The organism is Pseudomonas sp. LB3P31, assembly GCF_054897945.1.
The window spans coordinates 5,269,959-5,294,398 of the sequence record NZ_CM142710.1; the positions used below are offsets into that span (position 1 = coordinate 5,269,959).

Genomic DNA, 24,440 nt, shown 5'->3' on the forward strand with positions numbered 1-24,440 from the left:
TGGCGTCGGCACATAAAGAGTTGATGCGACTGACAGACCGCTATCGCGAGCAGGCTCACTCCTACAGGGGAGATGTGTCCATCCGGTTATTCGCCGTGATAGATGCAACCACTGGTGCACGTTTCGTGGATACGGATCGCGCTGAGTTCCGGCAACAGCGGCTTCAACTCGTTCCAGATCCACTTCGCCAGCACTTCGCTGGTCGGGTTTTCCAGACCTGGAATGTCATTCAAATAGTTGTGGTCCAATTGCTCATACAGCGGCTTGAAGATCGCCTTGATCTCGGAGAAATCGCGAATCCAGCCGGTGTGCGGATCGATATCGCCGCTCAGGTGAATCGCCACCTTGAACGAGTGGCCGTGCAGGCGACCGCACTTGTGGCCGTCCGGGACGTGGGGCAGGCGGTGGGCGGATTCGAAGGTAAACTCTTTGAAGATTTCCACAGTGTCTTGAGCTCTGTCAGGTGGCGATCGCCGCAGCGATAGGGGCAGGCGGCGAGTTTAACAGCTTGTCCTGACTAAAGGGTCAGCAAGCGTTCGCCGAGGCGACCGTTGGCGGCCAGTTCGAGGAACTCGTCGCCCAGCCGGCGGCTTTCTTCCATTGCTGCGCGCCAGTACTTCTGCCGACTCGGCGCATCGCCCATGAAGCGTTTGAAGTCGTTGCGGTCCGGCAGTTTGCCGAAGGGCAGGCGCGCCAGGTAGTCCTTCGACGGCGCCAGCAACAGCACGTCTTGCAGCCGCGTGGTGCAGGCCCGGCGCCAGGGCAAAGTCTTGTCAAACCAGCCGGGAATGATCCGGTCGGTGAAGTGCGGGTACAACACGATGTCGTTGCCGCTGTAGGGCAGATCGAGGTGGTAGTCGAGCAGACCGCCGTCGCGATAGGTCCCGGCGCCGGCGCCCGGCAGGTCACGTACACCTTCCATGACCATCGGGATCGAACCGGACGCGAGCAGCGCCTGGCGCAAGTTGGCGCTGTTGAGCTCGACGAAGCGCGACGGGAAGTCGGTGAGGGGGTGCACCGGTGGCGCCAGGCGTGGATCGTGGATGATCAGCCGTTCGAAGTGCCGGGACAGTCGCGAACGACTGCGCAGGTTGTCGGCGATCACCGACGACAGCCCCAGGCCGAGGTGACCGCGATGGTCCTGGGCAAGTCGGCCGTGGCTCTTGACCACCATGATGTTCAACCGATAGTGCGCGTTGTCGAGAATCGCCGAGTCGCGGCCGTCGAGCAGTTCCTCGAGCATGCGCCGCGAGCTCTGGCTGACCTGCGCCATGGTCACGCCCTTGTTGAAGTTCTGCTCGGTGTACAGCTGGCCGAGACGGCGGATGCCTTCGGCCGCGTCCGGCAGGCAGGCGCTGGCAAAGCGCCAGGAGCCCACCGAGGCGCCGATCAGCGAGCGCTCCCGTTGCGCGGCCGGCAACCACTCACCGAACAATGCCAGGTCCAGCCCCTGAATCCCCAACGCCTTGGGCCCACCGGCGGCGCCGGGCAGCGTACCGACGTCGGCGGCGCTCAGCCCTTGCTCACGAATGCGCGCAAAAGCACGTGGCCCGGCCTTGAGGGTCAGGGAGGGGAATTTGATGTGGATGGCGGTCATACCGGGTCTCTAAGTTGCGACTATAAAAGATTTCAATGTTGCCCCCCGTAGGAGCTGCCGAAGGCTGCGATCTTTTGATCTTTCCTGTGATCTTGAAGGCCCAACAGAGCAAGATCAAAAGATCGTCCGATCGCGGCCCGAGCCTTCGGCAGCTCCTACGGGAAGCGTGCGTGCTGGCCATTCAGTTTCAATTAAGTTCACCCCTTTAAAGTGGCTCCCCTAGGCAACACATAAAAAATACGGAGACACCCATGAAAACCCTGACTGCCCTGTTCACTGCTTCCCTCATCGCCATGACCGCCAGTGTCGCCCATGCCCGCGACCTGGGTCCCGATGAAGCCCTGCGCCTGCGCGACGCTGGTACCATTGTGTCTTTCGAGAAGCTCAATGCTACCGCGCTGACAAAGCACCCAGGTTCCACCATCACCGAAACCGAACTGGAAGAAGAGTACGGCAAGTACATCTACCAAGTGGAAATGCGTGACCCTCAGGGCCTCGACTGGGACCTGGAATTGGACGCCGTCAGCGGGCAGGTTCTCAAGGATCATCAGGATACGTAATGAAGGTGCATTTGTTTTCAGGTGGGCGCGCCAGCCAGCGGTTGGGCCTGGTGCTGCTGCTGTTCTGCTCGGTGGTGATGGCTCGTGACCTGGATCAGGACGAAGCCCTGCGCCTGCGCCAGCAAGGGGTGATCCTGCCGCTGGAGCAGCTGTTGCAGCAGGCGCTGGACCGCTATCCCGGAGCTAAACTGCTGGAAGCCGAGCTGGAAGAAAAACACGACGTCTACATTTATGAAGTCGAACTGCTGACCGCCGAAGGCGTGGTCCGCGAACTGGACCTCGACGCCACTACTGGCCAGTTATTGAAAGACAAGGAAGATTGACCGATGCGTTTGCTCCTCGTGGAAGACCACGTGCCCCTGGCCGACGAACTGATGGCCGGCCTCAATCGCCAGGGTTATGCCGTGGACTGGCTGGCTGACGGCCGCGACGCGGTGTATCAGGGCAGCAGCGAGCCTTATGACCTGATCATCCTCGACCTCGGCCTCCCCGGTTTGCCCGGGCTTGAGGTGCTGACCCAATGGCGTGCCGGCGGTTTGGCCACGCCGGTGCTGATCCTCACGGCGCGCGGTTCCTGGTCCGAACGCATTGAGGGACTCAAGGCCGGTGCCGACGATTACCTGACCAAACCGTTCCACCCGGAAGAACTGCACCTGCGCATCCAGGCGTTGTTGCGCCGCTCCCACGGCCATTCCAATCAGCCAACGCTCAAGGCTGCCGGCCTGCATCTGGACGAAGGTCGCCAGTGCGTGACTCGCGACGGCGCTGATATCCAGCTCACCGCTGCGGAATTTCGCCTGCTGCGCTATTTTATGCTGCACCCCGAGCAGATCCTGTCGAAAAGTCACCTCGCCGAGCACCTCTACGACGGCGAAACCGAGCGCGACTCCAACGTGCTGGAAGTCCACGTCAATCACCTACGCCGCAAGCTCGGCCGCAGCGTGATCGAAACCCGCCGCGGCCAGGGTTACCTGTTCGGCGGGGCGGCGAAGTGAGATCAATCCAGCGCCGCTTGAGCCTGGGCCTTATCAGCGTGATGGTGATCGTCGGCCTGGTGCTGGCGCAGACTAGCCTGTGGCTGTTCGAAATGGGCTTGCAGCGTTACCTGGAAGCGGGCCTGCGCAACGACAGCGAAAGTCTGCTGGTGGCCTTGGTGCGCGGGCCACAGGGTTTGCAACTGGAGGAGCGGCACCTGTCTCCGGCCTATCAGCGGCCGTTTTCCGGGCACTACTTCCGCATCGATTTCGCCGATAAACACTGGCGCTCGCGTTCACTGTGGGACCAGGAATTCCCGCAGCTCACCCAACCCGGCCTGCAGAGCAACCTGCAATTGGGCCCCGAGGGCCAGCAGTTGCTGGTGCTGCGTTCGGACTATCGGCGCCTGGGGCAATCGATTTCCATCAGCGTGGCCCAGGACTACACCCCGGTGCGCGAGAGTTTCCTGCGCATGCAGCAGGTCGGTCTTGGCCTGGGGCTGGCGGGGCTGCTGCTGATTCTGGTGCTGCAACGGGTGACCGTGCGCCGGGCCTTGCGCCCGCTGGAAAAAGCCCGCGAGCAGATCGCGCAGTTGCAGCAGGGTCAGCGCTCGCAACTGGATGACCAGGTGCCGGTGGAACTGGAGCCGCTGGTGGCGCAGATCAACCATTTGCTCGCCCACACCGAGGACAGCCTCAAGCGTTCACGTAATGCCCTGGGCAACCTTGGCCACGCGCTGAAAACACCGCTGGCGGTGTTGTTGAGCCTGGTATCGAGCGAGAAATTCGACGCCGATCCGCAGCTGCGCAAGGTCCTCAAGGAGCAGCTCGAACAGGTCCGAAACCGGCTGAACCGGGAACTCAACCGCGCGCGCTTATCCGGCGACGCGCTGCCAGGCGCCTTGTTCGATTGTGCTGCGGAGTTGCCGGGTTTGCTGGCCACTTTGAATATGATCCACGGTGAACACCTGGACCTGAGCTACGACGCGCCCGAGGGTTTGCAGCTGCCGTGGGACCGAGAAGACCTGCTGGAACTGCTTGGCAACCTGCTGGATAACGCCTGCAAATGGGCGGATGCCGAGGTGCGCTTGAGGGTGGTCGAGACGGCCACCGGGTTCGAATTGAGTGTGGCGGATGACGGGCCGGGAATCCCCGAGGAACAACGCGCCCAGGTATTCAGCCGCGGCACCCGGCTGGATGAGCAGACTGATGGGCATGGTTTGGGGCTGGGGATTGTGCGCGATATTGTTGATACGTGGGGCGGGGAGTTGCGGTTGGAGGAGAGTGAGTGGGGTGGGTTGAAAGTGGTGATCAAACTGCCCAAACGTTGACCAAAATCCAAACCCCGCCACACCCCCCCCCTGTAGGAGTGAGCCTGCTCGCGATAGCGGTGCATCAGTCGACACATCTGTCGCCTGATACTCTGCAGTCGCGAGCAGGCTCACTCCCACACTGAAACATCCACACTGGATCATCCAAATTGGATATCCAATGGCCTCTGCAATGGGTTACACCCGAAACTGATCCATCAAGCTCTGCTGCTGATTGGCCAGGCTATTAAGCGACTGGCTGACCCGCGCCGACTCATTGGCCTGCCCCGACAGCGACTCAGTAACGTCCCGGATCGTCGCCACGTTGTTGTTGATCTCCTCCGCCACGGCGCTCTGTTCTTCCGCCGCACTGGCGATCTGCAGGTTCATGTCGCTGATCACCGTCACCGCATCGCCGATCTGGCGCAAAGCGGTCACGGCCTGGCCGACCTGCTCGACGCTGCCCTGGGCCTGGCGATGGCTGTTGCTCATCGAGCCCACCACCTCTTGGGTGCCGCTCTGCAGCTGTTCGATCACCAGGCGGGTTTCCTCGACTGACTCCTGGGTGCGCCGTGCCAGGTTGCGCACCTCGTCGGCGACCACGGCAAAACCGCGTCCGGCTTCACCGGCGCGGGCCGCTTCGATGGCAGCATTGAGGGCCAGCAGGTTGGTCTGTTCGGCGATCGCGCGGATCACTTCCAGCACCGTACCGATTTTCTCGCTGTTGGCGGCCAGGCCTTCGACCTGCACCATCGCCGCGCTCATGTCGGCGGCGAGGTTGTCGATGCTGGTGGTGGTCTGGTCGATCACGGTCAGGCCTCGGCGAGTCGCGAGGTCGGCGTCGCGCGCGGCCTGGGCCGCTTGCGCTGCGCTGCGGGCAACGTCCTGGGCGGTGGCGCTCATTTCGTGGGACGCGGTGGCGACCTGATCCACCTGGCGGTATTGCTGCTCCATGCCGGCGCTGGTCTGGGTGGCGATGGCGGAGGACTGGTCCGCAGTGCTGCGCGCATCCTGCACCGAGCGTTTCACTTCGGCGATGATCGGTTGCAGCTTATCCAGAAATCGGTTGAACCAGCCGGCCAACTGGCCCAGCTCATCCTGTTTGTCGTAGGCCAGGCGACGGGTCAGATCGCCTTCGCCGCTGGCGATGTCTTCGAGCATCTGTGCCACGCCGAGAATCGGCTTGGTCACGCTGCGTGCCATCAACCAGACCAGCAACAGGCCGATCAATGCAGCGAGCACGCCCAGGCCGAGTTCGACCAGGGTGCCGGCGGTGTTGCTCTCGTCGAGTTGTTTTTCCAGGGCTTCGGCCGGGCCGACCAGGACCTGTTCCGGCACCTGCAGCAACACGCCCCAGGACTTGCCACCGGGGATCGGCTCGAACGGCGCGAGTACTTTCAGCTGCTGGTCAGCGTGCAGGCTGGCGGTTTTGTCGCTGGCCGCCAGCAGACGAATCAGCTCGGCGCCGCTGGTTTTGTCGACGCTGTCCAGGCGCTGGCTGAGCTTGCCCGCGTCTGCACTGTAGCCGGCCAGCAGGCCCACCGGGCTGATGATGCTGACGTTGGTCTGGCCGTCGTAGAGTTTCTTGCTCGCGACCTGGCTGATCGTCTGCAGGCTGTTGAGGTTGATGTCCACCGACAGCGAGGCGATCACCTTGCCGTTGACCATCAGCGGAAAGACGATGCTGGTCATCAGCACGTTCTGACCGTCGATCATGTAGAAATATGGCTCGATCACGCACGGCTTGAGCGAGGTGCGCGGGCAGGTGAACCAGGCGTTGGCCGGTTCGCCGCTGGGGCCGGTGCTGGTGTCGGCCATGTCGCTTTCCGGCAGCGCCATCGAGGTCACCTTGCCTGGAGTAGGCTGCGACCAGTACAGGGCGAAACGACCCTTGTCATTGCTGCCGAGCTCGGCCTGGCCGGCGAACAGTTCGTCCTTGCCGTCCAGCGCGTTGGCTTCGAACACCAGCGACAGGCCGAGCAGTTCAGGGTTGGCTTGCAGCGCCGACTTGACCTGGCGGGTAAGGTCTTCACGCAAGTCGAAGGCATCGAGGAAGCGTTTTTCCGCCTGGTCGCGCAGGAACAGCACCTGGCGCGAAAAACCGTGGCCGTATTGATAGGCGTCCATGAACTGCTGGCGAATCACCAGCGCCTGGTTTTCACCCTGGGATTCGATGCGCGCCTGGGCGGCTTCGGTGAGCATCTCCATGCTCGAGGCCTTCACCAGGGCGGAACTGTGCTCCATGCGATACAGCGAAAGACCCACCAGCAGGGTCACGATACCCGCCAGGCAAAGCCCGGCCAGCAGGGTGATTTTCCATTGAATGGAGAGTTGTCTGAGTGACATGGAGACGTCCTTATTCGATAAATATCTGCGGCATTGCACTGTATCGGCCGTGATTGGGGATTCTTGATGGTATTCACCGAATATCGACCCTGAACCCGTAGGAGCTGCCGAAGGCTGCGATCTTTTGATCTTCCAGCGTCATCAGTAATGCTAAAGATCAAAAGATCGCAGCCTTCGGCAGCTCCTACAGGGTTTTTTTCGCGTCGACTTGCTGCCCGAAGCTTGCAGCTTGCAGCTGCTTCATTCACAGTGCGCGCCCTCTAATAAAACCCATTCTTCAATCCGCTGGCGGCTCTTCGCAGACTGCCGGCTGAGCTCATTCCGCTTGCCTTGAGGTAACGATGATTAATGCAGTAATTGCTGCGGTCGGCGTCATGCTGATACTCAGCCTGTCCCGCGTGCACGTAGTGATCGCGCTGATCGTGGGCGCGCTGGTCGGTGGTCTGACCGGCGGCCTGGGCATCGACGCCACGCTCAAAGCCTTCAACAGCGGCCTCGGTGGCGGCGCTACCGTGGCACTGTCCTATGCATTGCTGGGGGCGTTTGCGGTGGCGATTGCCAAGTCGGGGATGGCCCATGCCCTGGCGGACAAGGCCCTGGCGATGGTCGATCGCCAGCATGCCAGCAGTGGTGGCCGGGTCAAATGGCTGCTGATCGGCCTACTGTGGGTCGTGGCCATCGCTTCGCAGAACATCTTGCCGATCCATATCGCGTTCATCCCGTTGCTGGTGCCGCCGCTGTTGTACGTGCTGACCAAGTTGCAACTGGATCGGCGACTGATCGCCTGCGTCATGACCTTCGGCCTGATCACGCCGTACATGTTCCTGCCGGTGGGCTTCGGCAACATTTTCCTCAATGAAATCCTGCTGGCCAACGTCGCTCGCAGCGGCGTAGACATCAGCGGCATCAACGTCACCCATGCCATGGGCATTCCGGCGCTGGGTATGGTGTTTGGGTTGGCGGTGGCGTTCATCAGCTACCGCAAGAAACGCGTCTACGACTTGAACAAGATCGAGCAGGTCGAGCAGGTCGCGGTGCAGTACAACCCGCTGAGCCTGATCGTTGCGGGCCTGGCCATCGTCGCGGCATTCGTCATTCAGTTGCTGCTGGATTCGATGATCATTGGCGCCCTGGCAGGCTTCCTGATTTTCTCGGTGTCGGGGATTGTGAAGTGGCGTGATACCGACGACCTGTTCACCGAAGGCATGAAGATGATGGCGATGATCGGTTTCATCATGATCGCCGCCTCGGGCTTTGGCGAAGTGATCAAGGCCACCGGGGATGTGCAGTCGCTGGTCGAAACGTCGGCCTCGTGGATTGGCAACAGCAAGGCCATCGGTGCTCTGCTGATGTTGCTGGTGGGCTTGCTGGTGACCATGGGCATCGGTTCGTCGTTCTCTACCGTGCCGATCCTCGCGGTGATTTTCGTGCCGCTATGCGTGCAGCTGGGCTTCAGCCCGCTGGCGATTGTCAGCATTGTGGGCACCGCCGGCGCCCTGGGCGATGCCGGTTCTCCGGCTTCGGACTCGACCCTCGGCCCGACCTCCGGCCTGAACATCGACGGCCAGCACCACCATATCTGGGACACCGTGGTCCCGACGTTCCTGCACTACAACCTGCCGTTGCTGGCGTTCGGTTGGGTAGCGGCGATGGTGTTGTAGCCGTTGTCCCTTGTGGGAGCAAGGCTTGCCCGCGATCCAGGCGCTGCGATGCTCACTCCACGTTGCTATGGCCGGTCCCAATAGGGGATCGCGCCGAAGCACTCGAGATAAAAATCGATCACCGTCCTGACCTTCACCGACAAACGACGGCTGCCGGGCCAGAGCACGGCGATCTGTTGCGGTTCGAGGCTGTTGGACACCTGATACTCCCCCAGCACCGGCACCAGGGTGCCGTTGCGCACCGCTTCACCGATCAACCACGAAGGAAACATCACCAGCCCCAGGCCTTGCTCGGCGGCTTGTGTGAGGGTGTCGGCGTGATTGCCGGTGATCGGCCCCTTGACCGAGTAGGGCGCCCAGTCCAGCTGACCTTTGCGGAAAAACCAGCGCTGCTGACCGGCTACACCTTTATAAGCCAGGCACTGATGTTCAGCGAGATCGTCGGGATGTTGCGGTGTACCGCGACGCTGCAGATACGCCGGGCTGGCCGCCACCTGGAAACGATGGGGCGCCAGAATGCGCGCCTGCATGCTGGAATCGTGTAGCGGGCCGATGCGAAACAGCAGGTCGGCGCCTTCCTGCAGCGGGTCGACGTAGCTGTCGGTTTGCTGGATATCCAGCTGCAGCTTCGGGTAGCGCGCGCACAACTTGCCCAGCCAGGGCGTCAGATGGCGTTGCCCGAACACTACCGGGGCGTTGATTCGCACCAGTCCGCTGGGCTCGCTTTGCTGCTCCTGCAACGCCTGTTCGGCTTCTTCGAGCTGCACCAGCACCAGCCGCGCGTGATGTCCGAGCATGCGCCCGGCTTCGGTGGGGGTGACGGCGCGGGTGTGGCGGTAGAGCAGTTGTTGGTTGAGGGCCTGTTCCATCAGCTGAATCTGCCGCGAAATGGAGGAGGGCGCCAGGCCCTCGCGTCGGGCTACCTCGGAAAAGCTGCCATGGTCGAGCACCGCGACAAATAGCCGAAGCGCCTTGAAACTGAATTCGTTGAGACCGTGCATGGCCAATCCTGCTGTGCGTGATACGCAAAAGTGTTGTCTGGATGCTCTCATTTATCGCAAAGAGGCGCCAGCCGATAATGCGCACTTGTTTCTCAACGACAATTCACTCCCGCTTTAAATGCCGACCTGGATGGAAAATAGGCCTGTAGGAGCTGCCGAGTGCAACGAGGCTGCGATCTTTTGATCCTGTTTTGACAGGCAGCGTCAAAAGATCGCAGCCTCGTTGCACTCGGCAGCTCCTACGATCCGGCGGTCCGGCAGTTCGGTAAGTCAAGGGGGAGCGCGAGGTGCTGGTCATGCAATCTTCTATCGAACAGGTAGACGCCGTTTCGGCGCCTGCCACCAAACCGGGCCTGCGGCTGTTGCTGCTGCCGCTGGTGATCCTGGCTGGCATGGGGCTTTCCGTGGAGGCCGGGTTGCTTGGACCGCTTGGAGTGCAGGTCGGGCATCTGTGGGCGACCTTGAGCATTTTTGGCGTCGGCTCGGCCATTCTGTTTTTGCTGCTGTTATTGAGCGGCCCGCAGCAGGGACCGGCCTTGAACACCTTGCCGCGCTGGCAATTGATCGGCGGTTTTCTCGGGCCGGTGTACGTGATCGTGCTGACGCTGGCCACTCCACATATCGGCATCGCCATGACGATGATTGCGATCCTCTCCGGGCAGGTCGGCAAGAGCGTGCTGATCGACCATTTTGGTTGGTTTGGTGCAGCGCGAAAAAAGGTCAACGGTGAGCGTTGGCTGGCCTTGTTGCTGATTGTTGTGGCACTTGTTCTGATTGCCAGGGGTTGATGATGAGTCTGTTTATCTTGTTGGCAGTGGTCGTGGCCGCCGGTGCGGTATTGAGTGTGCAAGCGGCGATCAATGGGCGCCTCGGGGAAACGGTGGGCGTGTTGCGCAGCAGCCTCCTGACCTTCGTGGTCGGCGCTGTGGTCACGGGTTTGCTGATCCTGTTTTTCGAACCGGCCCATGCAGTGAGCCTCCTGGACGTGCCGAAATGGCAGCTCAGCGGTGCGCTGTTTGGCGTGGTCTACATGATGGTCATGGTCGGCGCGGTGCCACGGGTCGGTACGGCGGTGGCCACCGTGGCGGTGATCGTCGGGCAGTTGGGCATGGGCATGCTGATCGACAACTTCGGGTGGCTGGGCAATCCGGCGATCGAGTTGTCCGGTAGCCGGATACTGGCGATGGTGTGCCTGGCATTGGCGTTGCTGTTTATGTATCGGAGTAATACCCGGCAGGCTTAATCAGGAAAGCTGCTGGCTGCTGGCTGCTGGCTGCTGGCTGCTGGCTGCTGGCGGATTTGTGGATGATTGATGGTCCCGTAGGAGCTGCCGCAGGCTGCGATCTTTTGATCTGTTTTTTAAGATCAAAAGATCGCAGCCTGCGGCAGCTCCTACACTGTGGAGACGGGTGCGCATCCGTTGCACCCGGACGACCATAACCATGGAGTCAGATCATGCCCGCAACCAAGACCGATACCTGCGACTGCCCCAAATGCAAATGCGAGCTGGGTGATCACCCGATCGCGCGACACGGCAAGCATTACTGCTGCGAAGCCTGCGCCAAGCACCATGAGCATGGCGAAGAGTGCTCATCCAAAGGCTGCAAGTGCGCCCACAGCTGACTGGCCACGCAAACAGAGTGGAGCCTTTTCAGGCTCCACTCTGGTTTTGAATCAACTGCGGACACTTCAGCCGGCCGGTCGCCAGGTCACATTCTCGACACCGAATTTCTCCGCCATCGGCTTGCTGGTCTTCTGCACTTTCTCCCGGCCAAAACGCGGGATCCGACCCACGCCGGCGTCACAGCTCGCCCAATGCCAGGCCTCTGCGTTATCCATCTTGTCCAGGCGGATAATGAAGGACTTGGGGGCGCCATGAAGGGTGTATTCAATGACGAATAATTTTGCGTTGTTCATAAAGCCCGTGATTCTCCCTGTGGTAATAGAAGGATCGTCAGCGGGGCGGAAAATTCAGTCGGATTGTCGGACGGTGGCAATTGCTCAGCCATTCCTGCGGCAATAGCTGCTACGGCGTTTGAATTCCCCTCTTTCCCCTCTTTCCCCTGTAGGAGCTGTCGAGTGAAACGAGGCTGCGATCTTTTGATCTTGCCGTATACATATCCGTTATTGCGGTAACGACTTCTAATGGTTCCGCCCTTACGGCGGGTTACTTGGGGCCGGGGCGCGCAGCCATTTCCAAGTGACCCGCTGTAAAAGCGGAACCAATAGAAGCCATGACCGCAGCAACGGATATGTACACAGCAAGATCAAAAGATCGCAGCCTCGTTTCACTCGACAGCTCCTACAAGGAATCCCAAACGCTGTAGGGGCGAATCAATAAAAGCCGTCACCGCAGAAATTGATATGTACACATGCCCCTGCGGCGCGAGCCCTCAAAACTGATACCCAACCCCCGCGTAATACCCCCACCCATCCGATCGAGCCCTGAAATCCCCATCGCCAAAATTCAACTCGCTGCCATCCTGCCAATTCCCGCCGTTGTGAAAATAGCGCCCCACCAGCATAAAGCGCAGATGCGTGAACGAGTAGAGCAACACATTAGTCGCCACCGTCGCATTGGCCGTGCGGGCCGGGTTGTCCTTGTGCAGGTCCGAGCCGAAATCGAAGTTGGTGAAACCAATGTAAGTCAACGACGCGCCATTGCTGAAATTGCTGATCGGCACGATGTATTTCAACTGCGCACGATAACCGTCCCACGAATACTCATTGCTGGCGCCATAGTTCTCCCACTGGTAACGCCCATAGAAGTTCGCCGACAAATTGACCCGCGAATGCGTGTCGATGTCCGTGCCCAATCCGCTGTACAGCGTATTGGCGCGGTTGGCGCTGTTGCTGCCGTGGTCGTAGATCCAGTCGAACGCCACGTACCATTCCTTGAACGGCCCGATGGCCAGACTGCGGCCGGCCAGGTAGTCGATGGAAATCCGCGGCTCGTGCTCCATGAACACCGGTGAACCATGGTCCCAGACGCCCTTGTCGTGGCTGTTGCCGATGTTGAAGATCTTCGGAATGTCGATGTAGCCGTACAGCTCGAACGGTCCCTTGCGTCCGAAATACTCGTATTCCAGGTAGATATCGTCGGCTGGTTGCGGGCCGAAACTGATGTCCTTGCTGCCTATCAGCATCAGGTCCTGATTGAACCAGTCCGACAGGTAAGCGCCTTTTTTCAGCGGGCTGGCTTCGGGGCTGAGTGTTTCGCCCTGGGCGGATTCAGCGGCGGTGACAGTTTGCGCGGCGAGGTGGCCGCTGAGTAGTCCTGTAACGCCGGCGAGCAGTAAGGAAACAGAAAAATTGCGAGTGCCTGTTACGAGGCTGAATGTGCCAATCATTGAAAATCCCTTTCTAAATCCAGCGGGTGCCCGGTGCTCCGGGCCCTCATTGTTATGGGTCGAACACGCTGTTATCAGCAGCTCGCAAACGTTTGCATAAGACATACCAGTTTCGAAAGCGGAGCTGCAACTGCCTGCACATGTGCACGATCTGTCGAGCTTCAGTAAGCAAATCGAACCCGGCGTTTGCTGTAGGATCATCAACCTGACTACACAAGGTGCCCCCATGAGCGAGCCGATCCGTCTGACCCAATACAGCCACGGCGCAGGATGTGGCTGCAAGATTTCCCCCCAGGTACTGGAAGTGATCCTGGCTGGCAGCGGGGCGCAGAACCTCGATCCGAATCTCTGGGTCGGCAATGCCTCACGCGATGATGCCGCGGTCTATGCCATCGACGAAGAACGCGGCGTGGTGTCCACCACCGACTTCTTCATGCCGATCGTTGATGACCCCTTCGACTTCGGCCGCATCGCCGCCACCAACGCCATCAGCGATATCTACGCCATGGGCGGCGACCCCCTGATGGCGATCGCGATCCTCGGCTGGCCGGTCAATGTGCTCGCCCCGGAGGTGGCCCGGGAAGTGATCCGTGGCGGCCGTTCGATCTGCGATGAAGCGGGAATTCCCCTGGCTGGCGGACATTCCATCGATGCGCCCGAACCGATTTTCGGTCTGGCCGTGACCGGGCTGGTGCAGAAACGCCACATGAAGCGCAACGACACCGCGACTGCCGGATGCCTGCTGTACCTGACCAAACCCCTAGGCATCGGCATCCTCACTACCGCCGAGAAAAAGGGCAAGTTGCGCCCGGCTGATATCGGCCTGGCCCGGGACTGGATGTGCACCCTGAACAAGCCCGGTAGCCGCTTCGGCAAGCTTGAAGGCGTAACCGCGATGACCGACGTCACCGGCTTCGGCCTGCTCGGGCACCTGGTGGAAATGGCCGACGGCAGTCACCTCACCGCGCGCATCGAATACGCCCGCGTGCCGCGCCTGGCCGGGGTCGAGTATTACCTGGAACAAGGCTGCGTGCCCGGCGGCACACTGCGTAATTTCGACAGCTATGCCAGCAAACTCGGGCGCCTGCAGGAACTGCACAAGCGCGTACTCTGCGACCCCCAAACCAGCGGCGGCCTGCTGATCGCAGTCACGCCTGAGGGTAACCAGCAGTTCCTCGAAGTGGCCGCCGAACTGGGGCTGACACTTGAACCCATCGGCGAACTGGTCGAGCGACAGACCCACGCGGTCGAGGTGTTCTGATGTCGATCGACTGCACCGACTACCGCAGCATTTTTCTCAACGATAGCCCAATGCTCGACGCCCGCGCTCCGGTCGAATTTGCCAAGGGTTCATTCCCCGGCGTGGTCAACCTGCCGCTGATGAATGATCACGAGCGCCAGCGCATCGGCACCTGCTACAAGCAGCACGGGCAGCAGGCGGCGATCACCCTCGGGCATCAACTGGTGTCCGGGGCGATCAAGGCCGAACGCATCCAGGCCTGGGCCGATTTTGCCCGGGCGCATCCTGAAGGCTATCTGTACTGCTTCCGTGGCGGCCTGCGCTCGCAGTTGGTCCAGCAGTGGCTCAAGGACCAGGCGGGCATCGATTACCCGCGAGTCGGTGGCGGCTACAAGGCCATGCGCACATTCCTGCTGGACACGGTCGACCAGACAGTGGCGCAGTGTGATTTTGTCTTGCTGGGCGGCATGACCGGTACCGGCAAGACCGAGGTGCTCACGCAATTGAGCAACGGCCTGGACCTGGAAGGCCATGCCAATCACCGCGGCTCCAGCTTCGGCAAACGCGCCACGGGCCAGCCCTCCAACATCGATTTTGAGAACCGCTTGGCGGTGGACATGCTGAAGAAACGCGCCTCGGGCATCGAGCGCTTCGTGCTGGAAGACGAGAGCCGCACAGTCGGCAGCTGCGCCTTGCCGCTGCCGCTGTACCAGGGCATGCAGCAGTACCCGATGGTCTGGCTGGAAGACAGCCTGCAAGGGCGGGTCGAGCGGATTTTGCGCGATTACGTGGTGGACCTGTGCGCCGAATTCATCAGCGTGCATGGTGATGAAGGGTTCGCGCTGTTCTCCGAGCGGTTGCTGGAAAGCCTGAACAACGTGCAGAAACGCCTGGGTGGCGAGCGGCATCGGCGCATGCTGGTGCTGATGGAACAGGCTCTGGAAGAACAGGCACGCAGCGGCTCGGTGGACCTGCACCGGGATTGGATCGAAGGCTTGCTGAGCGAGTATTACGACCCGATGTATGCCTTTCAGCGCGAGAAAAAGGGCGCCCGGATCGAGTTCGCTGGAGAGCGCGATGCGGTGCTCGAGTATCTGCGCGAAAGAGCTGCTCGCCAAAATTAATGTCGTTCCTGCCCGCCTCGGTCCCCTGTAGGAGCTGCCGAGAGAAACCAGGCTGCGATCTTTTGATCTAAAAAAACCTCCACCCCAACACAGCACCCCAACCAAACCCATCCCCTGTAGCAGCGGGCGAAGCCCGCGTTCGGCTGCGCAGCAGCCGCAAAACAGCCTATATCGGACAGCTATATCGGTAAGAAAATTACCCCGCAGCAAGTAGGAAATTTCGTTTCGCGCAAATACCGAAACGTCCTACGCCACCATCAGAAACGTCCTATTCCCACCCAGGTGCGCCTTCACCAAAACTTCCAAACCCTAGGACCAGGGTGGAAGCACAACCCTTCCTGACCGTCCCACCCAGACCAGGAAGTCCTGACCATGTCCGAGCAATTCACCTACGACCACAACCTCTACACCCTGTCCGTCTACGACGTAGACACCCACCTCGACGTCCTGTGCTTCCAGGGTGAAGAACAGCTCAGCCAACCCTTCACCTACAACGTCGAATTCACCGCCAGCGACCTCGACCTCGCTGCCGAAACCATGCTTAAACGCCCGGCCAGCTTCAGCCTTTACCCCACCGGAAAACCCTTCACGCCGCGCGGCTTCATCGTCCCCGAATTCAAGCCACTGCGCACCGTGCACGGATATATCACCGGCTTCAAACGCCTGTCCGCTTCAATCGACGAAGCGCGCTACGAAGTGACCCTGCAGCCCCGCCTGGCCCTGCTTGGCCGCGGCCAGCAGTACCGCATCTACCAGAATCAATCGGTCCCGGAAATCGTCAAAAGCATCCTGCGCACTCGCCATAGATTCCAGAACAGCGAGTTCAACTTCGATCGTTTGCGAGAATACCCAAGGCGTGAGCAGGTCATGCAATACGGCGAGAGCGACGGGGTCTTCATCGACCGCCTGCTGGCCGAAGTCGGAATCTTTTATCGCTTCACCAGCAGCGAAAAGTACAAGGTTGGCGTGGTGGAGTTCTATGACAATCAGTTCCACTGCCAGCCTATCGTCGATCTGCCCAGCCACACCCCCAGTGGCCTCAACAGCAACCACGAGGATGCCGTGTGGGACCTGCAAACAAGCCATAAAGTAGTGGAAAAACACGTCAATATCCGCGCCTATGACCCGCGCAATATCCGCACTTATCTGGACGGCGAGATCGACCAGACGCGCGGGGCCAGCACCACCTACGGCGAGGCCTATCACTACGCCGAGCCCTACACCGCCCTCGGCGACCGCTACCAGTTCTACAAGGACCTGCCCCCGGAAACCGGCATCTACTTCGCGCGCCTGCGCCACGAACGTTACCTCAACGACCAGACCCGCCTGAGCGGCGTCAGCAGCAGCGCCGCCCTGATGCCGGGCGGCTTGTTAAACGTCGACGGCAAACCACTCAAATCCTTTGCCCCGGGTGCCGTGATCACCCACCTGAGCACCCGCGCCGCACGCGGGCGCACCTTCGAGGCGCGCTTCCAGGCCATCCCCTGGTCAGGCCACGTGTGCTTTCGCCCACCCGTGCCACCCAAGCCAAAAATGGCCGGCACCATCCCGGCTCGACTGACCAGCCCCCAAGCCAATTACCCGTACTCGGAGATCGACATGACGGGTCGCTACCGGGTCAGCTTCATGTTCGACCGCGACACCTGGAAAGCCGGGGCGGAAAGCATGTGGCTGCGGTTGGCGCGGCCCTATGCCGGCGATACCTATGGCCTGCATTTTCCGTTGATTCCAGGCACGGAAGTGGCCGTGGCGTTTGAGCAGGGTGATCCGGACCGGCCCTACATTGCTCATGCGCTGCACGATGACCAACACCCCGATCATGTGACGCTAGCCAGAAGCGACTACCGACGCAATGTGCTGCGCACCCCGGCGAATAACAAGCTCCGGATGGAGGATGACCGGGGTGTGGAGCACATCAAGCTCAGTACGGAACACAGTGGTAAGAGCCAGCTCAATCTTGGCCATTTGGTGGATGCCAAGAAACAGAAGCGTGGCGAGGGCTTTGAGCTGCGCACGGATGGCTGGGGAACCCTTCGAGGTGGAAAGGGCGTGTTCATCAGTGCCGATGAGCAAACCAAGGCCCTGGGCAACGTGCTCGCCATGCAGCCGGCAACCCTGTCGATCGAAGGCGCGAAACAGCAAATCGCTGACTGCCAGGTGACCGCCGAAGCACACCACAGCCGCCCGCCGGATATTCAAGGCTTGCGACAGTTCCAGACTGATGCAGACGACCTCAAGGCCCCGGCCATCCTGCTCAGCGCTCCCAAAGGCATTGGCGTGCTCACCCCCGCCAGCCTGCTGCTCAGAAGCGGCAACGCGCTCTACCTGCAAAGCAACGACGAGATCAACCTGGCCGCTGCCCATCGACTGTCTGCCCACGCCAATCAGGGCATTTCACTGCTGGCGCAACAGGAGGGGATGCGCCTGGTGTCCGGCAAGGGGCCGTTGGAAATCGAATCCCATGGCGACTTGCTGAACCTGATTGCCCAGCAGGACATCACCATGCAGTCGGTGCAGGGCCACCTGCAGTTGACGGCCAAGAACGGGATCACCCTGGGCTGCGGCGGTGCCTACATCCGCATTACAGCTCAGGGCGAGATCCAGATTCATGGCCCGAATTTGATCTGCGTTAAAGGGCAGTACAAGCAAAGCCCACCGGCTGGAGGAAATTTTCCGCTTCCCGAATTGCCCGGATCGGTGTGCAAGGAGTGCCTGAAAAAGGCCCAGGCCGAGGCCGTCGGATTTTTACTCAGGGAGCCACGAGGATGATGTCTGTGAACTTCAAAGCCTGGTTGGATTTGCTGGAAATCTCGTGCGAGCAGGCGTCTACAACCTGCTTGGACATCATTATCGACCAGGCCGGCAGCAAGGTTCCGTTGCTCCCCAGTGTTCTCAGCGTCGAACCCGCAATGCCCTGGTACTCATTGTTCACTGGGCTGCCGGAGTCGGCTGCGGACGAACTGGGCCCATTGCTGGTACGTACAGACCTGGCGCAGCCCCTGCAACGGCAATGGCTCCTGGGCCTGATACAAGTGCTGGGCGGGAACTCGCAACTGTTGGTGTTGGCCTCCCACTGGCCGTTCGAAAACCTGTCCGAGCACCTTGGTCGCTGCCTGGAAGCTGGCAATGGCGGGTGCCTGGGGTTGTTGCGTTATTACGATCCGCGCTTGTTCCCTCTGTTGTTCAGCCATGTTCTTGAGCCCGACCAGCAGCAACAGCTGTTGCGACCGGCCGTGTTCTGGAGCTGGCTTGATCGTGATGGCGTGCCTCATCGCCTGCTTGGGGCACCGGACACTCCAGACAGTCCCGACGGCTTCGTCCCAATCGAACTCAGCGACAGCCAGCTTGACACCCTGGGCTGCGCCAGCGACGCCACCTTAGCCTTGGGCAACCCCAACGAGGCACTGCCATCCGGATTGAGCGCCGAGCAGGGCTTTATCGCGCAATACGTCGCCATGCTTGAAGCCACGCGTGTTGGGTTGCTTTCCAGGCCTGAGCGTGAAGCCTTCGCCTGGAACAGGTTACGGGGCGAATGAATATGCTGAATAAGAAAGGACGTCTGTTCAGCGCTGTGCCCGGTTGCTCAACGCCTGTGAATTTCGCTGTCCTGGTCTGCGCACTGATGGTGACTGTGTTCGGGCAGAGCGCGCAGGCCAGCACCATCGAAGGCATAAACCACACGCACTGGGCTATCAATCATTTCAAGGTCGATGGCCGCTCAGGTCTGGACATCATCGGTCCCTACCAAGGTGGCGGGGGAGGCTGCTGTTATATCGCGCCTTCGCGCTGGCAGCCTGGGATGACTGTGCGGGTTGATTGGGAGACTGGGGCTGGGAGCTCAGCAGGATTTGCGGGTTTTGGTGATTGGGAGAAATTCTTAAAGTGGAAAAAAGAAATAGAGTCTCAAAAACGTCAACACAGCCGAGTATTTCCAGTCCCCGACTACACCGGCCAAAAAGTCTGCGGCATCACCGTGCACTTCCTGCCCTGTGACGAGATTCAGGTCAGTACCTCCTGCTTCGCCTATGGCACCCCCGAATACCCGATCAAGACCCCTCTGCAACTGCCGGAGCCTCAGTCATGTCCGAAGTAAAAAACGCCGCTGTTTGTTACCCGCCACAGTTCCCTACCCAGGGTCGCTTGCCCAGCCGTCCCGCTCAGGTTTACCAGAACCATCGGCTCCAGCGCAGCCAGGAAAGTGATTACCACGATGCCCTGTCAATAGCCGCCGGACGGCGGGTGATGGCGCCCTGCTGCAAGACTGTGCACATCAGCCTGTTCTTCGACGGCACCGGTAATAACCTCAACAACGACCTCTACCTCTCGGACCCTAAACACCCGACCAATATCGCCCGTTTATTCCGCGCCAGCATTGGCGCCGGCCATGTAGGCGGCACCGCCCACGCCAGCAGTAGCGCAGAAGGTTTGACCGATGAGGCGGGCACCGGCAATGGCCAGTTCTTCAAGTACTACATGCCGGGTGTGGGCACGCCCTTTACCGAAGTCGGCGATCTGGACTACGGCACCTTTGGGCTGGCCTTCGCCAAATATGGCGAAGAGCGTATCAACTGGGCGTTGATGATGATCATCGACGCCCTGCGTCGCACGCTGGCCCAGCCTCGGCTGGACAACGCGAGCATGCGCGCTGCGGTGAAGGCCATGGGCACCCTGCCGGGGCTGGAATGGCCGACCGGTTTCGCCAACCGGAGTCGCGAAGTTAACAAGCAATTGGCTGCCTTGGCCAAACCGCTGCGTATTGCCCTGACCCAGCCGCAACCCGGCCAAATGAAACTGCTGGGGCTCAAGCTGTATGTGTACGGATTTTCCCGGGGGGCAGCGGCAGCACGGGCTTTTGTCAGCTGGCTGAATCAATTGCTCTCCGGGTCGACCCCTAGCCTGACGCTGGTCGACCTGAAATTACCCGTGAGTGTGGAGTATCTGGGGCTGTTGGATACCGTGGCTTCGGTGGGCATCGCCGACATCATCCCGGGCGCCCAGGGCCATATGAGCTGGGCCGATGGTAATCAGCAATTGCCCGGCGGCAGTTTGGTCAAGCGATGTCTGCACCTGGTGGCCAGTCATGAGCAGCGGTTGTGTTTCCCATTGGAATCCATTCGAGGGGAGGGTGGCGGTTATCCCGGGAACAGTGTCGAGGTGATCTATCCGGGGGTGCATTCAGATGTAGGAGGGGGGTACCCGCCGGGGGATCAGGGGAAGGGGATTAGCCGCAACTCAGGAGTAGGGGATGCTCTACTGCTATCGCAGATCGCGCTGAACGATATGTACGCCGATGCTTTTGCCCATGGCGCACCGTTGAAAGTGCCCGAGGATGCTCTGTCCAGAGAGTTGGTACGTGAGCATCATCGGGTGATGGATAGCGAATTGGCGCAGGAGTTTGAAGCTGGTCCAAGTTTGGTTAGTCGCTTCAACGCCTGGCGTCAGGTAACCCTCGGTCTTGATCCCGCACTCCGACCTCTATCGATCGATCAAGTCGAAAGCTACCTGCCAATGCCTGCCGCAGAAAGCCTCGAAGCCGCATTAAGCGCACAAATGGGTTGGATCACGGCATGGCGTATCGATCGCTATGCATTTGCCAGTCTCTTGCAACAAGACTTTTATCTTCAAGCAACCGATACCCAAGCAGACAAGCTAGTACGCAAAAACGCTGAGCACGCTCGTGACACGGCGCAGATGAGCGTCGAGGCGAATCGTAGAGCGCAACTCGCTGTTGAGTATATTAAGAAAGAAACAAAAAAACCGCTGGAACCCGGAGTGAAGGACTTCGATGCAGACATGACCCAAACCCAGCTGCGCGAAGCAGCCGAGGAGTTTGCGTCAGCCTATCGCGGTCCCGGATGGCTCGATTCCATTGCAGTGCGCGTGGCGCTGCTGGCACTAGTTCAACATCCGTATCAGATGAGCGAGCTGATACGAGCTGAGCGTTTGCGCATGAAAGCGGCGGGACGAGCCAAGGTCAGTCTCTTGTTCCCGCCGACCAGCGACTGGGGCAACCATAAAGACGAAGAGACTCGAGGGCTTGTGGACGAAAGCCTGAACGCCGACAAGCCCGAGGGTTTGTTGCGCGCTCTGTTCGACGATCAGGTGCACGATTCGCGCGCCTGGTTTCTTTACTCGATGGGGCGTGAACTGGGGGGCCACTATTTCAGCGAACGCATGGTGTTCTTCGGTAACGCCGGGCGACGGGATTTAGCGTTATATGGAGAGGATGGCGCAGCCATGCTAGCCGTTCGTCCTGCCATTGCTCCAGCCCTCCCAACTCAGCCGCCACCGATGGACGCCGAGCGTCTGGCGCAAGCACAGGAAGCCATCGATGAGATTTGGGAGGCTTATTACGCCAAGCGTCTGGGGGTGAATGATGCGCAAGTCTAAGTCTGCTGAGCGCTGTCTATCGCAGGCAATGAATGCCACGCGTTTGTCTCGTTTACTCCCCGCCGTCTTGCTCGGTTTAGTTGCGACATTTCAAGTGTACGACGTGCAGGCCAGCACCATCGAGGGCATCAATCACACACACCGGGCCATCAACAGTTTCGCCGTCGATGGCCGCTCAGGCCTCGATATTATCGGTGCATTTCAAGGTGGCGGGGGAGGTTGCTGTTACATTGCCCCGAAAAAATGGCATTCGGACCTGACAGTGCTCGTGACCTGGGAGACCGGCGTGGCAGGATCGAAAGGATTTCCTGGCTTCGGCGATTGGCCCAAATATTTAGCGTGGAAGAACAAGGTCAATAGCCAGAAAACTCAACACAGCAAACTAGTCAATGTCCCCGATTTCACCGGCCAAAAAGTCTGCGGCATCACTGTGCACTTCCTGCCCTGCGACGAAATCGAGCTGAGCACCTCCTGCTACGCCTACGGCAGTCCCCAATACCCGATCAAGACACCGCTGCAATTGCCGGAGCCTGAATCATGTCCGAAATAAAGCGCGCTGTTCTTTCGTGTCTCAACTGGGTGGGAGGAGCCTTACCCGCGCGTGCCGGTCTTCTCTGCAGTCTCGCTTTGACCTCTTTTGCGCAGGACGTACAAGCGGGAATCATCGAGGCCATCAACCACACGCACTGGGCCATCAACCATTTCAGTGTTGATGGTCGCTCAGGCCTGGATGCGATTGGTCCGTACCAAGGGGGAGGCGGAGGTTGTTGTTACATCGCGCCATCGCGCTGGAAGCCCGGGATAACAGTGCGAGTGGATTGGGAAACAGGTGTGGCTTACTCCGATGACTTTCCCGGTTTTGCTGACCGGCCCAAGTATCTTGCGTGGAAGATAAAGGTGAACAGCCAGAAAACTCAACACAGCAAGCTAGTCACTGTGCCCGACTACACCGGCCAAAAAGTCTGCGGCATCACTGTGCACTTCCTGCCCTGCGACGAAATCGAGCTCAGCACCTCCTGCTACGCCTACGGCAGTCCCGAATACCCGATCAAGACACTGCTGCGATTGCCGGAGCCTCAATCATGCCCCAAGTGATCGACCTCTCTCTATCCCAGTCACTACCCCGCCTTTTACGCGGCCTCGTCGCATTGTTTTTAGCGCAAGACGTCCAGGCCAGCACCATCGAGGCTATCAACCACACGCACTGGGCCATCAACCATTTCAGTGTTGATGGTCGCTCAGGTCTTGATGCGATTGGTCCTTACCAAGGGGGAGGCGGAGGTTGTTGTTACATCGCTCCATCGCGCTGGAAACCAGGGATGACCGTGCGGGTCGACTGGGAAACGGGCACCGGCAGCTCGATAGATTTTCCAGGCTTTGCTGACAGGGTCAAATACCGAGCTTGGCTTGACAAAATCGATGCGCAAACGCGTATCCACAGCCAGGTAGTACCGATTCCCGACTATACCGGCCAAAAAGTCTGCGGCATTACCGTCCATTTCCTGCCCTGCGACGAAATCGAGTTAAGCACCTCCTGCTACGCCTACGGCAGTCCCGGATACCCGATCAAGACACCGCTGCAGTTGCCGGAGCCTCAGTCATGTCCAAAATAAGCATCCTGTCTCATCCGTGCCTGCCACAAATTCCGGATCAAGGCAGCATGCGCCACTGTATCTGGGTGTCCTCATGATCCCGGCTCCAAGGTTCGATCCTTATCCCCTCAAGGCGGCGCCGAACCACTCACAATGGATAGCCAGGGGAGCAATGCTCATCGCAGGTAGCGGTGCCGTTCTGTCGCTGCTTTCAGAAAAACTGGAGCTGAGCAATTTTTTCGTGGTTGTAGGCGTGGCAGGTATTTCGGTTCTATGGCTGCTCGCGTTTTTACTGCGCATGCTGTTCTCCCATTTCAATCTACATAACGCGCAGTGCTATGCCGAAACGGCACGACAAGTAGAGGACGCGTGGTGGGGAAGCCATCGCCAGACAGTTTCGCTCAGTGAAGCAGTGCTGGTGGGTGGCGCCTGCAGCAGTCCTGAACACAGGAAACATTTGTTCAGTCCGGACCACCAACCTCCTACGCCCCAAAGTACGGAGGCAGGCGCCGCGATCCGTCTGCTTCAGGTGTTTGGTGATGAAACCGCCGAGCGCGAGAAGCAACTGGCGATGCTGTTGGTTTTGCAGTGGCGGGTACAACGGAAGGAACCAGTCGCGTTGCAGCCACTGGCTTGTTACTGGCAGGGATCCCTCCCGGCTTGGCAAGCCTTTGTGGAGCAGATGGCGAAGTGTTTCGCCCAGGTACAGTTGCCCGACGAGCCCGAGCCGTGGCTTGGAATCCAGAGCCTCAATTCAATCATACATCGCCTGCAGGGTGCTCCCGCAGACGCTCGCATTCTCTGTGCCGGAAGCCACTGTTCACCTGCTGGATTGGGCAGCCGTCTGCCGGCCGGAGAGGTGGCGTTGCTCTGGTTGATCGCTCCGCAAGGCGGCGTGCGTTTCTCCCGAGGCGAATGGTTCGATGCGAGTTCTGAACTTCTGCCTACCGTGGCAGGGCGCGCCCAACAGCAGAGTGACCTGCAAGCGCCTCCTCAGTTCTGTGTGTCGTTCTCCCAGCCTGATGAGCCGGGTCTTCCTACTCAAGGCTGGAACATCAGTCAGTACTTGCAAGACGCCAACTTTGGCGCTCTGGAGAGGATGGAGGGCATGGTCGCGCAGACCCTGGCTGCCTCCTATGTCGAACAGCATCAAGTGCCTTGCGCCTGGTTGGCTAACGATCCTCATCACACCTTGACTCTTGGAATTGTGGAACCCGATGACTCAACTCTTTGAATCTCCGAAAATCGCCGCTTGGCGTACGACGCTATTGCTGGCTGTGATCCTCGCTGTAGTT

Annotated in this window: 24 protein-coding genes and 1 pseudogene; 18 read left to right on the forward strand and 7 right to left on the reverse strand. The window is 59.9% G+C overall.

Features of this window, described 5'->3' with window-relative positions:
• Window positions 1–86 precede the first annotated feature (86 nt).
• Together queD and ACYZTK_RS23925 are read right to left on the reverse strand one after the other, a co-directional pair.
• Window positions 87–443 carry a 6-carboxytetrahydropterin synthase QueD gene (queD, locus tag ACYZTK_RS23920; protein ID WP_462012079.1) on the reverse strand — a complete coding sequence of 119 codons (357 nt, stop codon included), beginning with the start codon at window positions 441–443 and terminating at the stop codon, window positions 87–89.
• Between the two features lie 74 nt (window positions 444–517).
• On the reverse strand, window positions 518–1,597 hold the full coding sequence (locus tag ACYZTK_RS23925; protein WP_462012081.1) for a patatin-like phospholipase family protein: 1,080 nt from the start codon (window positions 1,595–1,597) through the stop codon (window positions 518–520).
• Between the two features lie 251 nt (window positions 1,598–1,848).
• Between ACYZTK_RS23925 and ACYZTK_RS23930 the strand changes: the two genes are divergently transcribed.
• From ACYZTK_RS23930 to ACYZTK_RS23945, 4 genes are read left to right on the forward strand one after another with little or no spacing between them, the layout of a single operon-like run.
• Window positions 1,849–2,157 carry a PepSY domain-containing protein gene (locus ACYZTK_RS23930; protein WP_462012082.1) on the forward strand — a complete coding sequence of 103 codons (309 nt, stop codon included), beginning with the start codon at window positions 1,849–1,851 and terminating at the stop codon, window positions 2,155–2,157.
• Complete coding sequence (locus ACYZTK_RS23935; RefSeq protein ID WP_462012083.1) at window positions 2,157–2,480, forward strand: PepSY domain-containing protein; 324 nt, start codon at window positions 2,157–2,159, stop codon at window positions 2,478–2,480. Before ACYZTK_RS23930 ends, ACYZTK_RS23935 begins: the two co-directional genes overlap by 1 nt.
• A 3-nt stretch (window positions 2,481–2,483) precedes the next feature.
• On the forward strand, window positions 2,484–3,152 hold the full coding sequence (locus ACYZTK_RS23940) for a response regulator transcription factor (protein WP_462012084.1): 669 nt from the start codon (window positions 2,484–2,486) through the stop codon (window positions 3,150–3,152).
• Window positions 3,149–4,462 carry a sensor histidine kinase gene (locus tag ACYZTK_RS23945; RefSeq protein WP_462012085.1) on the forward strand — a complete coding sequence of 438 codons (1,314 nt, stop codon included), beginning with the start codon at window positions 3,149–3,151 and terminating at the stop codon, window positions 4,460–4,462. The genes ACYZTK_RS23940 and ACYZTK_RS23945 overlap by 4 nt, the downstream gene beginning before the upstream one ends.
• A 177-nt stretch (window positions 4,463–4,639) precedes the next feature.
• On the opposite strand, the gene ACYZTK_RS23950 is transcribed toward ACYZTK_RS23945, so the two are convergent.
• Together ACYZTK_RS23950 and ACYZTK_RS23955 are read right to left on the reverse strand one after the other, a co-directional pair.
• Window positions 4,640–5,395, reverse strand: coding sequence for a methyl-accepting chemotaxis protein (locus ACYZTK_RS23950; RefSeq protein WP_462014964.1), 756 nt, complete (start codon window positions 5,393–5,395; stop codon window positions 4,640–4,642).
• Window positions 5,396–5,545: 150 nt separating this feature from the next.
• Window positions 5,546–6,787 (reverse strand): annotated as a pseudogene (locus ACYZTK_RS23955) (methyl-accepting chemotaxis protein); the annotation flags it as partial.
• Window positions 6,788–7,131: 344 nt separating this feature from the next.
• On the opposite strand from ACYZTK_RS23955, the gene ACYZTK_RS23960 reads away from it, so the two are divergent.
• Window positions 7,132–8,448 carry a Na+/H+ antiporter family protein gene (locus tag ACYZTK_RS23960; RefSeq protein WP_462014965.1) on the forward strand — a complete coding sequence of 439 codons (1,317 nt, stop codon included), beginning with the start codon at window positions 7,132–7,134 and terminating at the stop codon, window positions 8,446–8,448.
• A 65-nt stretch (window positions 8,449–8,513) separates the two neighbouring features.
• Here ACYZTK_RS23960 and ACYZTK_RS23965 read toward each other — a convergent pair whose 3' ends face one another.
• Window positions 8,514–9,449: a LysR family transcriptional regulator gene (locus tag ACYZTK_RS23965; RefSeq protein WP_462012086.1), complete on the reverse strand. Its 936-nt coding sequence runs from the start codon at window positions 9,447–9,449 to the stop codon at window positions 8,514–8,516.
• A gap of 296 nt (window positions 9,450–9,745) precedes the next feature.
• Between ACYZTK_RS23965 and ACYZTK_RS23970 the strand changes: the two genes are divergently transcribed.
• The 3 genes from ACYZTK_RS23970 to ACYZTK_RS23980 all read left to right on the forward strand — a co-directional run bounded on the left by ACYZTK_RS23970 (window position 9,746) and on the right by ACYZTK_RS23980 (window position 11,072).
• Window positions 9,746–10,237, forward strand: coding sequence for a DMT family transporter (locus ACYZTK_RS23970; protein ID WP_462012087.1), 492 nt, complete (start codon window positions 9,746–9,748; stop codon window positions 10,235–10,237).
• Window positions 10,238–10,239: 2 nt separating this feature from the next.
• Window positions 10,240–10,692 (forward strand): DMT family transporter, encoded by a 453-nt coding sequence (locus tag ACYZTK_RS23975; RefSeq protein ID WP_462012088.1) that lies wholly within the window; start codon window positions 10,240–10,242, stop codon window positions 10,690–10,692.
• A 212-nt stretch (window positions 10,693–10,904) separates the two neighbouring features.
• Entirely contained in the window at window positions 10,905–11,072 is a 168-nt protein-coding gene (locus ACYZTK_RS23980) for a metallothionein (protein WP_462012089.1), read from the forward strand.
• Window positions 11,073–11,138: 66 nt separating this feature from the next.
• Here ACYZTK_RS23980 and ACYZTK_RS23985 read toward each other — a convergent pair whose 3' ends face one another.
• Window positions 11,139–11,366, reverse strand: a complete 228-nt coding sequence (locus ACYZTK_RS23985) for a DUF6555 family protein (protein ID WP_045060943.1) — start codon at window positions 11,364–11,366, stop codon at window positions 11,139–11,141.
• A 476-nt stretch (window positions 11,367–11,842) separates the two neighbouring features.
• A complete protein-coding gene (locus ACYZTK_RS23990) occupies window positions 11,843–12,799 on the reverse strand; it encodes a nucleoside-specific channel-forming protein Tsx (RefSeq protein ID WP_462012090.1) in 957 nt (318 codons plus the stop codon).
• Window positions 12,800–13,025: 226 nt separating this feature from the next.
• Here ACYZTK_RS23990 and selD point away from each other — a divergent pair, with 226 nt between their 5' ends.
• The 10 genes from selD (at window position 13,026) to ACYZTK_RS24040 (ending at window position 24,379) form a co-directional block, all read left to right on the forward strand.
• Window positions 13,026–14,060, forward strand: coding sequence for a selenide, water dikinase SelD (selD, locus tag ACYZTK_RS23995; protein WP_462012091.1), 1,035 nt, complete (start codon window positions 13,026–13,028; stop codon window positions 14,058–14,060).
• Window positions 14,060–15,163, forward strand: coding sequence for a tRNA 2-selenouridine(34) synthase MnmH (mnmH, locus tag ACYZTK_RS24000; RefSeq protein ID WP_462012092.1), 1,104 nt, complete (start codon window positions 14,060–14,062; stop codon window positions 15,161–15,163). The genes selD and mnmH overlap by 1 nt, the downstream gene beginning before the upstream one ends.
• Window positions 15,164–15,535: 372 nt before the next feature.
• A complete protein-coding gene (locus ACYZTK_RS24005) occupies window positions 15,536–17,932 on the forward strand; it encodes a type VI secretion system Vgr family protein (RefSeq protein WP_462012093.1) in 2,397 nt (798 codons plus the stop codon).
• 5 nt (window positions 17,933–17,937) lie between these two features.
• Entirely contained in the window at window positions 17,938–18,699 is a 762-nt protein-coding gene (locus ACYZTK_RS24010) for a DUF4123 domain-containing protein (protein ID WP_462012094.1), read from the forward strand.
• Between the two features lie 86 nt (window positions 18,700–18,785).
• Window positions 18,786–19,256 (forward strand): DUF3304 domain-containing protein, encoded by a 471-nt coding sequence (locus ACYZTK_RS24015; protein WP_462014966.1) that lies wholly within the window; start codon window positions 18,786–18,788, stop codon window positions 19,254–19,256.
• Window positions 19,244–21,553, forward strand: coding sequence for a T6SS phospholipase effector Tle1-like catalytic domain-containing protein (locus ACYZTK_RS24020; RefSeq protein WP_462012095.1), 2,310 nt, complete (start codon window positions 19,244–19,246; stop codon window positions 21,551–21,553). The genes ACYZTK_RS24015 and ACYZTK_RS24020 overlap by 13 nt, the downstream gene beginning before the upstream one ends.
• Before the next feature lie 28 nt (window positions 21,554–21,581).
• Window positions 21,582–22,103 (forward strand): DUF3304 domain-containing protein, encoded by a 522-nt coding sequence (locus ACYZTK_RS24025; protein ID WP_462014967.1) that lies wholly within the window; start codon window positions 21,582–21,584, stop codon window positions 22,101–22,103.
• The gene (locus ACYZTK_RS24030) at window positions 22,091–22,648 is read left to right on the forward strand and encodes a DUF3304 domain-containing protein (RefSeq protein WP_462012096.1); all 558 of its coding nucleotides are present in this window, start codon (window positions 22,091–22,093) and stop codon (window positions 22,646–22,648) included. The genes ACYZTK_RS24025 and ACYZTK_RS24030 overlap by 13 nt, the downstream gene beginning before the upstream one ends.
• Window positions 22,636–23,166 (forward strand): DUF3304 domain-containing protein, encoded by a 531-nt coding sequence (locus tag ACYZTK_RS24035; protein ID WP_462012097.1) that lies wholly within the window; start codon window positions 22,636–22,638, stop codon window positions 23,164–23,166. The genes ACYZTK_RS24030 and ACYZTK_RS24035 overlap by 13 nt, the downstream gene beginning before the upstream one ends.
• A gap of 151 nt (window positions 23,167–23,317) precedes the next feature.
• Complete coding sequence (locus ACYZTK_RS24040) at window positions 23,318–24,379, forward strand: hypothetical protein (protein ID WP_462012098.1); 1,062 nt, start codon at window positions 23,318–23,320, stop codon at window positions 24,377–24,379.
• The last annotated feature ends 61 nt before the right edge of the window (window positions 24,380–24,440 follow it).

Bases quoted from the DNA above. Each gene is read 5' to 3' on its own strand.
- ACYZTK_RS23925 (WP_462012081.1), bottom strand. From the start codon at position 1,597: ATGACCGCCATCCACATCAAATTCCCCTCCCTGACCCTCAAGGCCGGG.
- ACYZTK_RS23930 (WP_462012082.1), top strand. From the start codon at position 1,849: ATGAAAACCCTGACTGCCCTGTTCACTGCTTCCCTCATCGCCATGACC.
- ACYZTK_RS23935 (WP_462012083.1), top strand. From the start codon at position 2,157: ATGAAGGTGCATTTGTTTTCAGGTGGGCGCGCCAGCCAGCGGTTGGGC.
- ACYZTK_RS23940 (WP_462012084.1), top strand. From the start codon at position 2,484: ATGCGTTTGCTCCTCGTGGAAGACCACGTGCCCCTGGCCGACGAACTG.
- ACYZTK_RS23950 (WP_462014964.1), bottom strand. From the start codon at position 5,395: ATGGAGCAGCAATACCGCCAGGTGGATCAGGTCGCCACCGCGTCCCAC.
- ACYZTK_RS23965 (WP_462012086.1), bottom strand. From the start codon at position 9,449: ATGCACGGTCTCAACGAATTCAGTTTCAAGGCGCTTCGGCTATTTGTC.
- ACYZTK_RS23970 (WP_462012087.1), top strand. From the start codon at position 9,746: ATGCAATCTTCTATCGAACAGGTAGACGCCGTTTCGGCGCCTGCCACC.
- ACYZTK_RS23975 (WP_462012088.1), top strand. From the start codon at position 10,240: ATGAGTCTGTTTATCTTGTTGGCAGTGGTCGTGGCCGCCGGTGCGGTA.
- ACYZTK_RS23980 (WP_462012089.1), top strand. From the start codon at position 10,905: ATGCCCGCAACCAAGACCGATACCTGCGACTGCCCCAAATGCAAATGC.
- ACYZTK_RS23985 (WP_045060943.1), bottom strand. From the start codon at position 11,366: ATGAACAACGCAAAATTATTCGTCATTGAATACACCCTTCATGGCGCC.
- ACYZTK_RS23990 (WP_462012090.1), bottom strand. From the start codon at position 12,799: ATGATTGGCACATTCAGCCTCGTAACAGGCACTCGCAATTTTTCTGTT.
- selD (WP_462012091.1), top strand. From the start codon at position 13,026: ATGAGCGAGCCGATCCGTCTGACCCAATACAGCCACGGCGCAGGATGT.
- mnmH (WP_462012092.1), top strand. From the start codon at position 14,060: ATGTCGATCGACTGCACCGACTACCGCAGCATTTTTCTCAACGATAGC.
- ACYZTK_RS24005 (WP_462012093.1), top strand. From the start codon at position 15,536: ATGTCCGAGCAATTCACCTACGACCACAACCTCTACACCCTGTCCGTC.
- ACYZTK_RS24015 (WP_462014966.1), top strand. From the start codon at position 18,786: ATGGTGACTGTGTTCGGGCAGAGCGCGCAGGCCAGCACCATCGAAGGC.
- ACYZTK_RS24020 (WP_462012095.1), top strand. From the start codon at position 19,244: ATGTCCGAAGTAAAAAACGCCGCTGTTTGTTACCCGCCACAGTTCCCT.
- ACYZTK_RS24025 (WP_462014967.1), top strand. From the start codon at position 21,582: ATGAATGCCACGCGTTTGTCTCGTTTACTCCCCGCCGTCTTGCTCGGT.
- ACYZTK_RS24030 (WP_462012096.1), top strand. From the start codon at position 22,091: ATGTCCGAAATAAAGCGCGCTGTTCTTTCGTGTCTCAACTGGGTGGGA.
- ACYZTK_RS24035 (WP_462012097.1), top strand. From the start codon at position 22,636: ATGCCCCAAGTGATCGACCTCTCTCTATCCCAGTCACTACCCCGCCTT.
- ACYZTK_RS24040 (WP_462012098.1), top strand. From the start codon at position 23,318: ATGCTCATCGCAGGTAGCGGTGCCGTTCTGTCGCTGCTTTCAGAAAAA.